We start from the raw sequence: 14186 nt of genomic DNA, 5'->3' as shown, positions 1-14186 counted from the left end.
ATTCTTTTTAAGTTCGTATATGATTATAAACCTAATCTCAGTGTCATGGTAAACTGGCGGGGTACAGGAGAAGCTACACCGCCTGAGTTGACAAACTCAGGGTCTTGTCCGTTCAGTTTCTTGTCCGCATAGAGAAGGCAGAGGTTGGTAGCCTGTAACTTCAGAGAGAGGTTGGACAGTTTTAACGGTTCTATCCATTTCTTGGGAAAGTCATAGGACAAAGAAATCTCTTTCAGACGGATGAAACCGCCTTTTGCTACTCGTTCTGTGGAGTAATTATAAGCGTTATAAGCATATCTTAAATCCGTATTTTCGTAATACTGGCGATAGCTCAGGATGGCCGGTATATTGGTTTTGTGCTCGTCACCCGGCAAGGTCCAACGGTTTTTAAATTCACGCGTCGTGGCTGTCAAATCGCTATAGTTGGCACTGAATACCGGATCAAGACGGACCACGTTGCCACCGGAATAAGTCAGGAACACGTTCAGGCGGAAGCCTTTGTAATTGAAAGTATTGCCCAAGCTACCCATTACGGTCGGGTCGGTAGAGCCTTCATATTTTAGCCAAGAGAAGTCATCACTGTACTGGAAGCTGATGTCCGTGCTAGTAATTTCTCCGTTTTCGTTGTAGAATGTCGGTATACCGTTGCTGTCCAGACCGGCAAACGGAATAGAGAACAGGGAACGTACTGGATAACCGGGCATCGTGAAACCGGTACCACTCACATAGTCCATCATGGTGGCCAGTGCATCCAATTCAGTCACTTCGTTTTTGTAAGTCGAGAAAATGAAGTCGGTGTTCCAGGAGAAGTTTTTGTTTTTGATATTCACGGTCGAGATACTCATTTCGAAGCCATGGGATTTCATGGAAGCCACGTTGGCCCATTTTTTAGTTTCTCCACCCACGCCTTGTGTGTTGATAGAGCCAATCAAGTCGTGGTTGTCACGAGTGTACCAGTCCATGGCCAGATTAATGCGATTATCTAAGAAGCCCAAATCCAATCCTAAGTTCAACTCAGTTTTCTTTTCATACGTCAGTTCGCTGTTCTCTAATTGATAAAGTTGCATACCGCTTTCCTGTATAGACGTGAACGGGCGGAACGGGGTATAGCTTGAGATAATTGCTTTAGAGTTAGATATGCTTGAGGGACCTCGGTCGCCTGTCAGAGAGTATGAAACCTTGAACGCTGCATGAGATATTATGTCTTTGATAGGCTCGAAGAACTTTTCTTCGTCGAGGTTCCATCGCCCGGAGATGTTCCATGTAGGAAGCCAACGGGCGCTACGGCTCTTCCCTAATTTATTTGTACCTTCATAACGTACCGTTCCATTTACGGAATAGCGGGATTGGAATGCATAGTTGGCGTTCATGAAGAAGGCTGCACTGCGCAGACGGTTGTTTCCCATGCCGTAGTAGCTCGAACCTTGTTCGATGAGCTGTTTCAGGAATTGGTAAATATAGAATGGAGTTTCACCCATGGAATATTGCATACCCCATCCGTGGAAATAAGATTGGTTGTAATCCGTAGCGTTGGTTTCCATACCTGCGTAGATATTGGTTAGATGATCTTCTTTCCAAAGGCGGTTCCACGATGCGGAAGCTCGGAAATCGAATCCTTTCGTCTTGTAGTCGGTACGTTTATAGAAACCACCTTCTGGCAGGACTGACATCGGTAAAGAATAAGGGTTATCGGGGTCTGTGTACAGTTTGTCGTTTTGGTCGCGGATGATGGCATTGCCCATGGCTCGGTAAGCATTGGCTTGGTTGGCATCATCTTTGACGAACTGTTCGTTGGCAATGGTGCTGTATTTCATGGCACCGAGTGCACTGAATTCCAGTTCGGAAATCGGTTTCCATTTCAATTCTCCTTGGAATTTTAAATCTACGATGTTCAACTCGATATAGTTATTGTCCAATTCATGGAAGATATTGAAGTCTGCATAGTTACGCGTGTAATATTCATTCGGGTCGAGTGTGCGGGAAGTATTTAATGCGAATGAGTAAGGGTTGATGTCAAATTCGCGGCTCACTTCACCGTTGGCGATGTCCGTGCTTTGGCTAGATGTGCCCGGGGCACGTTGCTTACGGTAGGAGGCATTGGACAGCAAGTTCAGTGTGAGCTGTTTGCTGAGATTGAAGGAGGTGTTTAAGTTGGCTGTATAACGGTTCACTTTACTTTGTTTGTACCATCCCGGGTCGCTCATGACACTCAAAGAGGCATAATAGGAAGCCTTATCCGTACCGGAAGACACGCTTACGGAGTGGTTGTGCATGACATTGTTACTAAACAATTCGTCGAACCAGTCCGTATTACGCATTTCTGCAGCGCGTAGGTAAGCGTTACGCGCTTCCGGGGTATTAGACAATCCGAATTGTCCGGTAGCTGCGTCGTAAGAGTTGATTAGGTGCCACATTTTACCGTATACACCACTGTTTGGTGCGTTGTACATACCATTGTCTCCAGTGCCGGAGAAGTTTAACCACCCCTTGTCGGCCATTTCCTTGTATACTGACATCTGGTCTTGCGAATTCATGATGTTGAAGTTCTTGTAACTCGGCTTCATGCGCATGGTGAATTCACCAGTATAGTTGATCTTGCTTTGTCCGGCTTTTCCTTTTTTGGTGGTGACAACAATCACACCAGCCATGGCTCGTGCACCGTAAATGGAGGTTGCAGAACCATCTTTCAGAATTTGGAAACTTTCGATGTCATCGGCGTTCAAGCCTGCGATGGAAGAGCTGATCATGGTTTCCACGTCACCGGTGGCCAAAGCGTCCGCGCTTACTTCAATGGCATCTTCCATGATGACACCGTCCACAACCCATAACGGTTTGCTACTGCCATAAATGGAGGTGGCTCCACGGACACGGATTTTCGGCGCTGTACCGAATGTACCGCTGACATTTTGTACAGATACGCCGGCGGCTCGTCCTTCCAATGAACGGCTGATGTCGGCCATACCGTCTATTTTCATTTTATCGGCATCCAACTTTACGGTGGCACCGGAGAAGAGGCGCTTGTCCATTTTCTGTAATCCGGTCACTACCACTTCACCGAGCTCCTTATTGTCCGGTTGGAGGGTGATTTTAAGGTTCGTTTTAATGGGCACTGTCTGTTTCTTGAAACCGATACTGGAGATTTCAAGGAATTTGGCTGTGGCCGGGATGTTCTTGATGGTGAACTTTCCATCGAAGTCGGCCGATGCACCCATGGTCGTGCCTTGTACTTTCACGTTTGCGCCGATGAGCGGTAGGCCGTCTTCAGCAGAATAAACGATGCCCGATGCTGTTTGGGTTTGTGCATAAGACGCGCCCGCCATTATGCAGAACAGCATACAGAGCATGAGAAGTTTTTGTTTCATCATTTAAAGAGTTGTTATTAATAAATTATTGTCGTTCGTTCTGAAACACTAAAGTACCATGCCCAAAGGAACGGGCATGGTACAATGTGGAGGGTAAGGAAGCAGTTTACTTCACGATGACTTTTTTCACTAAAGTTTGATGTCCGGTAGTCACTTTCACCAAAGTAAGGCCACGGTATCCGTTTGTGCTTAATGAGACAAAGCCTTGGCTTTTGGCTGTTCCGATTAAAGTGCCGTTCAGGCTATACAAATTAATTTGTGCCGGGGCATCTGTGGTAATCTCTACGCCACCGTTTACAACTGCAATTTCGACATTCGGTTTTTCTGCTTGTATGTCAGCTATGGCATTAGCAAAATCCGATACATCCAATTTGGCGCGCGCCGAATTGATGACTTTGCCGCTGTTGGCGTCTATCATCATGGTTACGATCTTACAGTTTTTAGCTTTCAGGACTTTTGCAGGAAGCTTGAAAGTGGCTTCGGCCGTATATTCCTTACCGGCCTCGACATTCGGTTGGATATAACCGGCAGTGCCGTAGAATGTATCACCGACTACGCCTCTCACTACATCTACGAAAGGATAATTACGTACGGTGGCGGCAGAGTATTTACCTCCCTGGCCCCATTCGCCTAAAAGCGGGTCGCTGTTGGAACCATAAGAGTTTCTTTGCTTGCCAATCAGGCTATCTTCTAATATTACAGTAAAGAGGTTTACGTTTTGTCCTTTCACGTTTAGGGCATATTGGTATTTATAAGTCATGTTAATTGTACTGTCTGCCTCTACCTTAGCCTTTGCGATGTCGAAGTTTGCATCGGCGCTTATTTCCATTTCTGCAGCTACATAGTCTAACCAACAAGGATGTGCCGTAGAGGTGAAGGTGGCATTTCCATTCTCATCCGAAGTCATGGCTCCCACAGGGACTTGATTGGTACGATTGACGGTGCCCGAAGGGTATCCTGTGATGTTCAGGAATGCGGCATAGCTTTCAAAGCCAGTTCCATAAGGGTCACCGGAATAAGTATGAAGGCTTACAGGGATGAACAAGTCGCCGTAAACATCTTCCAGATTTTCAATGGCCAGAATGCCTTGCGGACAGTTCGGACAATCCTGTCCGGTACCTTCTTCCAATACAACCCGTTTAACGGTCTGGAAAGACAGGTTCTTTACTGAATAGTGAGGTTCACTTTGTTCTTCATCCAATTGGACAAGGATAGTATATTCGTTTTCTTGGCCGATAACCAAGGGTAATGGCTTGTCGAAGGAGAAGTCATACTTATCATTTTCTTTCAGTTCCAGGTTGCTTTCGCTAATTTGGTCTACCATGTTTCCCTGAGAATCTTTCAAGGTCAGTTCCAAGGTCGAGTAAGTGTGGTCTGGTGTCGTGATTCTGATTTGTCCACTGATTTTTATCTCTTTGGCTTTTACCACCGTTTGGTCTGTGGTCACGCTGATTTGGAACTGTTGGTCTTGTCTCACCAAAAGGTTGTCTACGAATACACAACTTTGGTTTTCATTGCTGTTGACAAAAGCGATGTAGATGTTTTTGCCGGCATAAGGTTGTAGGCTTGCCGTGTGTTCCGTCCAGTCTCCGGCAAGGAAGTCTTCATAGTCTCCCGGAGTTTCGATGCCGGCATATATGGTGTCGCATTCGGCTTTGAACTTGGCGATACGTTCGCTGTTCATTGAAGAAAACTCATCTTCAGTTACCCAAACCAATACATAAAGGCTATCTTTTTTATTCTCCCGGAAACTTTGGGCATCAAATTGCAAATAACATCTGTCGTCCGGGATATAGATATGCGCTGTGACCATCCAGTCGTCAGACCTCCCGACGGGGTCATACAACGAAGTGGAAGCAGCGGCATAGTTATTGGGATCATCTTCATCGCGTACCATGGTCCAAGGATAGTTATCGCTATCGTTGAAATCCATTTTTTGCATTTCCTCCGTGGGTTTATTATGGTCTCCTTCATACAACATGGTCTTAGTGAACCCGTTGTTGAAATCCTCTACGAAGAGTGTATCGTTGTCATAACTTACTTCGCGTTCGAATCCGCCGATGTAGTGCAAGGTGATGGAGTCATTACCATTATTGCCCATGATGTCATATACCGCGTTGCGAGGAACCGTCACTTTGTAGTTGTGTCCCTTAAACAAATTGCGGGCTGTGACAGGGAACACATATAATTTATTGTCTGTGACTCCTAAACGTAAGGTGCCGTCCGGGGTCGTTTCGTCGTCTTTGTAAAGGTAACCGATAGCGTCCTCATTGAGGGATAATTGGGTGTCGAACGTTATGGTTATAGGATTGTTGGTGTAATTCAGCTGTTTTACTTCCGTGTTTTCATACGGAGTGGCAGATACCATTTTTACCGGAACATTATCACGTCCTGTATAAGTGACGGAGAGCTCTTTGTTTTTACGTTCCGTGTCGCCTTTGATGGCGATAGTACCGGCAGAAAGGGTCAGGGTATATTTCACTCCTGCTTGCAGGTTTGTGCTGCGGAAGCTGATATTCAAATCCTTGTCATCCGTTTTAAGACTTAAGATCGTACCCGTTTTTTTCCCGTTTTCGTCCGTAAAGGTCACATTGCTTTTGTCTCCTAATAGTTCTATTTCATAGGGGAATGTAAACGTGACGGTTTTAAGAGACGAGAATTCACTTCCGGCCTTCGGATTGACGATGTAGTTACCTAATAAGTCAATATCTGTGGTTGCTGCATCCAAGGTCTCCGGTAATTCCAAAATATAATTTTCTTTTTGTGGAGCTACGAATACAACGATTTTTTTGCCATCCAGGCTAGTGGCTATCGGTGTTCCTGTATTGGAGAAATTAGTCTCCGTAGAGAAGTTGATGCCATAACGTTGAGAGAGAATCAAAGAAATGGGATACCAATATTCTCCCACGCGCACGCTCCAGTCACGATAAGGATTGGTCGGAGGGGTTGCACCCAACACGATTCCATTACTGCATGCTGTAAAACCGGGCATGTCATCTTGTGCATCGCTGTATAGGGTGAATTTATCCGTTTCTATGTCGTAAACGTAACCTTTGGCTGCATCATTTTCCATGTACGCTTCGCCTGTGATATATCGTCCGTTGGCACTGAGATCGGCTGAGTTGATAAAATAAAGTCCTTCGGCACGCGGTGTCCAAACCGTTTGAGGGCCTTCTTCTGTTGTTTCTGTTGTGGTATCGAAACCGATAGGCTGGCACTTCTTGGTTTGGCGGTCATATACAAAAAAGAAGATGCCGGCAGGGCTTACGTAGCTGTATGATATGCAGCCTAATACTTTATTTCCATCAGGGGTTACACCTATCAGACGGCGTTGGTTGTTATTTTCGCCTACCATGTCTTCAAATGGAATGCCGGATAAATCGAGAAGCAGGCCGTCCTGTTGTAAATCCCACATGACGACAGCTTCCATGTAAGTATTTGCGTATAGGCCCCTTCCCACGGCGTAATGGCCATCGGGGGTGATGGCTGTGACTTCTCCACCTACACAGCTGTCGGGTACGGCCAACATGCTCCAACGTTTTTGGGCTGTGATATAGATAGCCGGTTGGCCGTCATAGCTTCCTGCCACCATGCTACCGTCGTCTGTCACGTCATAGGCCGCGCTTGTCAAGTTGGAGTAGTCTTCGCCGGTAAGCAGTTCCGTGACTTGGTTAGAGCTTAAGTCGATAAGTTTGGGAAACATCGTTTTGCTTTCCTCTGTACCATGAGCGGTAGCCCATTTCCCGTTGTTTGAAATGTTAGTAAGGATGGATACATCTTCAAATACAAACGGATGAATGGAGGCTCCTGGAACCCCTTGCGCTTTCGCGCAAAGAAAAAACGCCGCTCCTAATACTGAGAGGGCAATTTTTAATAGACCTTTCTTCATGTTTGGTTATAGATAATTATTAAAATAAAAAATATTTTCGAAATAAAAAACTGATTTCCGGCTGCAAAGATATATAAAAAAACTATTTTTCTTAAAATTAGGAAAGTTTTTTTGCTAAAAGAATGCTTTTTTTGAGAAAAAATAGTATTTTTGCAATCAAAACTTGTATAGATGAAGATTTTAGTAAGATTCTTTAGCTTGTGCACCCTACTGCTTGTAGCGGCAGCGGTTCGTGCGCAGTTGCCTTCTGTCCAGTTAAAAGATTTGGAAGGCAAGACCGTGGATACTTCCAAGTTAAGTAATGACGGAAAACCTTTTGTGATTAGTTTTTTTGCTACATGGTGTAAGCCTTGTAATCGGGAGCTGAAAGCCATTAGCGAGCAGTATGCCGATTGGCAGGATGAGACTGGTATGAAGGTCATTGCTGTCTCTATCGACCAGGCCCAAAATATTAATAAGGTAAAACCATTGGTGGATGGCGAAGGATGGGAATACGAGGTGTTGCTTGATCCCAATAGCGAGTTTCGCCGTGCCATGGGGGTACAGATGATTCCCCACGTGTTCATCATTGATGGTAAGGGTAATATTGCCGAATCACGTAGCGGTTATACAGAAGGTGCCGAAAGTCATTTGATAGAAAAGATACGTGAGCTGATTGCCGGGAAATAATCTGTTATAATATATAATAAGGTATAATGAAAATAAGCTTAAAGCCAATGGTGCTGTGTGGAGCAGGGCTGTTGGCCTTTGTTGCGAATGCGCAGGAAAGTGGACGTAAGGTCGTTTTGCACGGAAGCGTGCAAAGCGACGTGTTGATTCCGGAAGAAGATGAAAAAATCGGGACCGGAACTTACAGTGATTGGGGGCTGACCAATACTTATGCCGACTTGAATCTGATGAGCAAGTATGTCGATGCGGGTGCCCGGTTGGAATTTACGGAATTTCCTCTTCCCGGTTTTGAGCCGGATTTCAAAGGATGGGGAGTGCCCCACATCTATGTGAAAGGAAAGTTGAAGGGGGTGGATATTACAGCCGGAGACTTTTATGACCAGTTCGGTAGTGGTTTTGTGTTCCGGACCTATGAGGAACGTAGCTTGGGCATCGACAATTCCCTGCGTGGTGCACGGGTCAATGTGACCGGTTTGAAGGGGGTATCGTTCAAAGTGTTGGGCGGTCTGCAACGTCGTTATTGGGATTGGAGCAAGGATTCATGGGTCGGCGGTGCCGATTTGGAATTGAACTTGGAACAATATTCGGCACGGATGCGCGACAAGAACATCACTTGGATGGTGGGCGGTTCTTACGTGCTGAAACATGAAAAGGACGAGGACATCGTCGTGCCGGGTACGAACTACCGTCTGAACCTGCCAGAGATGGTGAGTGCCTTTGATGTGCGTTCACGTTTCCAAAAAGGCGATTACAGTTTGTTGGCCGAATATGCCTGGAAAAGCCAGGACCCGTCTTTCGACAACGGGTATATCTATCATCGTGGCAATGCCCTCATGTTGTCGGGGTCTTATTCCCGGCGTGGCATGAGTGCCCTGTTGCAGGTGAAGCGTAGCGAGGACATGGCCTATCGCAGTCAACGTTCGATGAACGGCAATTCGGTGTTTATCAATAATATGCCTGCTTTTGCCTACCAACATACTTATGCTTTGGCAGCCCTTTATCCTTATGCCACGCAGGCTGCGGGAGGCGAATGGGCGTTTCAGGGAGAAGTGGGCTATAACTTTGCACGCCGTACCCCGTTGGGCGGTAAGTATGGCACGAAGCTGAAAGTGAATTTCAGCCATGTGCGTTCATTGGACAAGGAAGATGTGGATGCTGCCGTGGGTACTTCCCTTTACGGGACGAAGGGCTACAAGTCCAAGTTCTTCAAGGTGGGGGGAGAAACCTATTATCAAGACATCAACGTGCAGATGGAGAAGAAGCTGACCAAAGCCTTCAAGTTGAATTTGATGTACATGAACCAACGTTTCAATGATGCGGTCATCCGTCAGGAAGATAACGGCATGATTAAATCGCATATTGCGGTGGCAGAAGGTAAATACCAGTTCAACAATAAACTGACCTTGCGTGCCGAGGCCCAGTATCTGGCCACGAAGCAGGATGAAGGCGATTGGACCTACGGGCTGTTGGAACTTTCCGTTTTGCCGTATTTCATGTTTACCGTGAGCGACATGTGGAACAACGGGGAGAGCAACGTGCATTATTATATGGGTTCCGTGACCTTCAATTACAAGGCGCACCGCCTGATGGCCGGTTATGGCCGCACGCGTGCGGGCTACAACTGTTCCGGTGGTGTTTGCCGTTATGTACCGGCCACGCGCGGTTTCCAGATGTCTTACAACTTTAATTTTTAACGCATGAAGGTAAAAAACTATATATGGGGGGCTTTCGTAGCCTTGGCGACTTTGGCCGGTTGTGACGAAGTGGACGAGCAAGACCGCTTTATTTCCATGGGTGATGTGGAAGTGAAACGTAACGTTTTGTTGGAGGACTTCACCGGGCAGGACTGCTCCAATTGTCCTACGGCCCATGAAGTGGTAGCCAGTCTGAAGGAGCAATATGGAGATGCTGTCGTGGCTGTGGCTGTACATGCAACAAGTGTTTTTGGAATTCCGGAGGGGGATCCGAGAGGCGGGTTGATGTTACCGGATGGCAATGTCTATTTGTCGCAATGGGCCAATCCTGATAATGTATCATTACCAACGGGAGTTGTGAACCGTAGAGGGGGACTTTGTGATTATTCCAAATGGTCGACGACGGTACGTGATGCATTGGCTGAAGATACCCAGGTACAGCTCTCCATTGAGGCCGATTCTGTGGTAGGGAAGGATAGTATAGCCATCCGCGTCCATTTGGAGCCGGGTGTGACTGTGAATGCCAAACTTCAGCTTTGGGTGACGGAGAATGGTATTGTGGCTCGTCAGCGAAACGGGCGTCAGACCGATCGGAAGTATGTGCATAATCATGTTTACCGTGGTGCTGTGAATGGTGTAGGAGGAGAAGAAGTCTCCTTACAAAAAGACATGTTCTTGGATTTTGAGCGGGGCGTTCAGATTAAGTCTGAATGGAACGTCGAGAATCTTTCTGTCGTGGGTTTTGTATATACGGAAGCTGACGGGGTATTACAAGCAGTAGAGTGTGAAGTAAAGTGATTAAGTATTAATAGATAAAATGAAATGATTATGAAAAAAATTTCTACGATTTTATGTGCATCGCTGTTTGCCGTAATGGGAATAGAGGCGCAGACGCTGAAGCTCACTTACGGTGCGCAGGAGATAGGGAACGGGGCTACGGTCTATTTTGGTGACTATGATAAAGATTATTTGGAATACGATAATCAATATGCCTTTTTCCCACCAATATACTTGACTTCGGATGCTAATACAAATGTTGCTGTGGAAGTGAAATCTTTGGATGAGTCAACCATCGGTTTTTGTGCTTTTGGGGGATGTATCAATACGAGTGCGGAAAACCATTATACGGTTTTGAAGAATGATGACCGTTGTAAGTTGTTTGCAGGAAAAGAGGAAGACTTGTCGATTGAATATTTTGGGAAAGTCGGTGAAACGGATATTACAATTACCAAACGCGTACAGGTTTCTGCATGGGTGCCCGGTAAAGAATCCGATAAAGTTTATTTTACTTTGGTGATGACCAACGATGATGAACTTCTTTCGGTAGACGGTGTGCAGGCAGATAAGAAAAAGGCTGTGAAAGTCAGTGGTAATGTCATTTCTTACAATTTCGCGTCACCGGCAGGTCGTACACTTTCCGTTTACGGTCTGGATGGTGGCAAGGTAATGTCGCAGGAATTGGAAAATGCCAAGGGGCAGATTTCATTAGAAAACCTTTCTGCCGGGTTGTGGCTTTATTGCATTGAAGGTGCGGACGGCAAGGTGAGCGGAAAGATTGTATTGAATCAGTAAAAAGCAAAAAGGTATGAATAATAAGATTTTAAAGGGGACATTTTCCGCAGCGTTGGCAGTTTGTGCTTTGTCGGTTGCAGCGCAATTACCAGTAGCGGGAGAGCATATTTCACACAAGCAGCACTTGTCTTCGTCCAGTCTGAAAGCATTGCGGGCTGCTTCGCCGGTGAATGCCATTAATCAGAAAGGTGCCAGATTGGCTGCGCCTCGTGTGATGCAAACGCAGGAGGCAGTGGATGTGTACAATGTAATGACGCGTGATACCCCCTCTAAGCCCGGTGCGTTTTATTCTGTAGATGCAGGCTATTATAATTTGGTGCCCGGATTTGCATTGACTATATTGGAGGATGACTCTGTTGTGTATGCGCGTAGGGGGATTTTGGGTTATCCCGACCGTGACCTCCATTTTGCCAACCGTTCCAAAGAAGGTACTTTTAGTGCTTTTGAGTGGGACTTCGATGGGGACAAGTTCTCGGAAGATACCGTATTGATGCATCCTTATTTTGCTAACAACGGGGTATATTTGAATACACCGAAACTGACGGCTACGATGAATGGTGTGGATTCTGTTTATCAAATGGGGTATAGTCAGGATTATGTAGACCAGACCAAGTTCCTTCCGGGTATGGTAGCTCTTTCGGGAATGGCTTACGTTTACAATGTGGATGTAGATGCTGAGCCGTTTGTGAATACCTTTTATTCTGCCCTTAGTCCTACGGATCCGTGGGGAAACGGTAATATGCTTTTTGGATGGGACACGGATATGCAACCGGCTTATGTGGAACTTTTTGATGCGCCTAAGGACGGGGCTGTGGTTTTGTGGGGAACTCATTTTTATGTGTTGACTCCGACAACTGTGGATTTAGGTAAGAAACGTTTTACTGTGAGTTGGGCCGAATACGATTCAAAAAAGGATGAATGGGTCTTGGTAAAAGAGTTCAAGGACGTGAAAGCTAAATTGGATCGTGACCTTTCCACCACTACCTTGCGGGTTTGGGAAGTTGCCGTGAATACCGAAACTCCGGAATGTTTGGTGAACAGCAGTTTCTATGTTATGATAGACGGGCCTCAGGACGGTACGAAGTGGGCTTTGCTTTCCCAGTTGGACCGTATGGACTTTACGGATTCTGAGCGCAATACGGCCTATTATGTGCCGAAGAAAGGGGAATATGCCGGTCAAATGTGCCAATATGTGTTGCAACTTCAGAATGGTAACGAAGTGGTGGATTTCAATTATGCTAGCTCTCTTGATATTCATCAGTATGTGGCTACTCCTTATATGATTATGTGCAAGGATAATGCGCGCCTCGATTTTGTGCAAGACACAAACTATGATTTTAGCATAGACGGTGAGACTCAGAAATATTTGATTTTAGATTGGTTGGGTGGAGCTTCAAATGATGTGACGGTATCGGCCACCGTGTCTAATTCTTCGGATGGCGATTGGTTCACAGTGACTCAGCCGGTGGAAGCTGAAGGCAAATCCAATTTGTTTGCTATCAGCATGACGGCACAGGCCAAGCCATGGAATGTGAAAGGCCGCCGTGCCACGCTGACGCTGACGGATAATAAGGGCTTTTCGCGTGACCTGACGATTTACCAAGGAGATCGCAGTGCTGCCGACGACGCTTTGTCCGTAGAGGCAGTCAATGCCTCCGGCCGGGTGGACGTAACGGCGGAGGGAGAAGGTTTCGACGTGATTTATCCGTCTTCGTACAACCGTTTGGACGTATATGCCACTTCTGGACAGCTCGTGGGTACTTACGCTTTGTCTGCCGGCGGTTCTGCCCATATTGCGGCAGCTTCATGGCAGAAAGGAATTTATGTGTTCCAATTTGCCGGAAACGAAGGCACGCAGGTCGTGAAAGTTTTGAAGAAGTAATTACGGTCCGGTTTCGGGCTTATCCTCATAAAGGCGGGGCATACCATCCAAGTATGTCCCGCCTTTGTGTTTGGAGGATTAAGACAGCGAACAGAAAAAGGGAACTAAAAACGGGACGGTGAAATCGAGGGCAAAACCGTGGAAAATGGAAAGCGGGACAAACTGGTTGCCGCAGCATCCGGCGATGATGGGGAGCGTCGTGTCGCCCGTGGTGGCACCGCCTTGGCTGATGGGAGCCAATGGCCCGAACATGCGATATAGCAGGGGGGCGCCGATGAGTGCGGCCAGTTCCCTGAAGATATTGTACATAAGGGCTATCGTGCCCAGTTCGGCTCCCCTCATTTCCGTGATAAGGATGCTCGAAAGTGAATAATAGCCGAATCCCGACCCCGCTGCCAACCAGTCAGCCGGGGTGTGCCGTTGGATGAGCAGGGCGGTGGAAATCGCCCCCAACCAGGTCCCGACGGCTGTTACGACCGGCAATAAGGCTTGCCGCTTGTCTATTTTCCGCAGGCCGTGGCGCATCTCGTCATTTTGCCCGATGCTGAATCCTACGCACCCCAACAGCAGGCAGAGGGCGTAGAATCCCGCTTCCGGTGGCAGGACGGGAATCCAACCTAAGCGGGTGCCCGAAACTCCAAAGGCAAAGAACCCTACGATGACCATGCTTTCGCCCGTCTGTTGCCGGATGGAGGGCTTCGGGGAAATGGGAGAGGAACTTGCTTCTGACAGGGAATTTGAGAGACCCGTGTTTTTGTTTTTCGGATGTTTTTGGAGGTACTCCCAAAAAGCCCATGACAGTCCCATGCAGCCCGCGAAGGAAGCCACGGTAAGGATGAGGGCTTCCAAGCCCAAGGTGCCTAATTGGGAAATCAAGTCCGGATTGGCTCCGACTTCGCATCCCATCAGGAACAACAGCAACCATACGGACCAAGTGGTAAGCCGTCCTACGGCTCTGAACGGATGGCGGCGCAGCACGTAGCCTATCGCCGCGCTGCCCCATAAAATCAAAATGACGGTAAACATGGCGCAAAGTTCGCCTTTTTTTCGGAGAAATGAAACCGTATGTCCTTCCCTATACCCGATTTTGCATCCTTTCGGGCGGATTTAACTCCTTT

At 46.9% G+C, this 14186-nt stretch carries 8 protein-coding genes; 5 read left to right on the top strand and 3 right to left on the bottom strand.

What is annotated here, in order from left to right; genetic code table 11:
• Nucleotides 1-23: 23 nt before the first annotated feature.
• A complete protein-coding gene (locus E0E47_RS10680) occupies nt 24-3362 on the bottom strand; it encodes a SusC/RagA family TonB-linked outer membrane protein (protein WP_130894359.1) in 3339 nt (1112 codons plus the stop codon).
• A 106-nt stretch (nt 3363-3468) separates the two neighbouring features.
• Nucleotides 3469-7065: a choice-of-anchor J domain-containing protein gene (locus E0E47_RS10675; protein WP_172604691.1), complete on the bottom strand. Its 3597-nt coding sequence runs from the start codon at nt 7063-7065 to the stop codon at nt 3469-3471.
• A gap of 357 nt (nt 7066-7422) precedes the next feature.
• Between E0E47_RS10675 and E0E47_RS10670 the strand changes: the two genes are divergently transcribed.
• Genes E0E47_RS10670 through E0E47_RS10650 form a run of 5 tightly spaced genes read left to right on the top strand, consistent with a single transcriptional unit; the run spans nt 7423 to nt 13068 of the window.
• Nucleotides 7423-7920 carry a TlpA family protein disulfide reductase gene (locus E0E47_RS10670; RefSeq protein WP_008626546.1) on the top strand — a complete coding sequence of 166 codons (498 nt, stop codon included), beginning with the start codon at nt 7423-7425 and terminating at the stop codon, nt 7918-7920.
• Between the two features lie 26 nt (nt 7921-7946).
• Nucleotides 7947-9614, top strand: coding sequence for a DUF6029 family protein (locus E0E47_RS10665; protein ID WP_130893646.1), 1668 nt, complete (start codon nt 7947-7949; stop codon nt 9612-9614).
• Between the two features lie 3 nt (nt 9615-9617).
• Entirely contained in the window at nt 9618-10412 is a 795-nt protein-coding gene (locus tag E0E47_RS10660) for an Omp28 family outer membrane lipoprotein (protein ID WP_008626543.1), read from the top strand.
• Nucleotides 10413-10442: 30 nt separating this feature from the next.
• Nucleotides 10443-11186 (top strand): T9SS type A sorting domain-containing protein, encoded by a 744-nt coding sequence (locus E0E47_RS10655; RefSeq protein WP_172604690.1) that lies wholly within the window; start codon nt 10443-10445, stop codon nt 11184-11186.
• A gap of 13 nt (nt 11187-11199) precedes the next feature.
• Complete coding sequence (locus E0E47_RS10650) at nt 11200-13068, top strand: T9SS type A sorting domain-containing protein (protein ID WP_130893644.1); 1869 nt, start codon at nt 11200-11202, stop codon at nt 13066-13068.
• Between the two features lie 78 nt (nt 13069-13146).
• Here E0E47_RS10650 and E0E47_RS10645 read toward each other — a convergent pair whose 3' ends face one another.
• Nucleotides 13147-14094: a LysO family transporter gene (locus E0E47_RS10645; RefSeq protein WP_130893643.1), complete on the bottom strand. Its 948-nt coding sequence runs from the start codon at nt 14092-14094 to the stop codon at nt 13147-13149.
• Nucleotides 14095-14186 lie beyond the last annotated feature (92 nt).

Source organism: Paraprevotella xylaniphila YIT 11841 (assembly GCF_900683745.1).
GTDB classification, from domain to species: domain Bacteria; phylum Bacteroidota; class Bacteroidia; order Bacteroidales; family Bacteroidaceae; genus Paraprevotella; species Paraprevotella xylaniphila.
The sequence above is the reverse complement of the archived record's forward strand: the minus strand, read 5'-3'. Positions and strand labels throughout refer to the sequence as shown.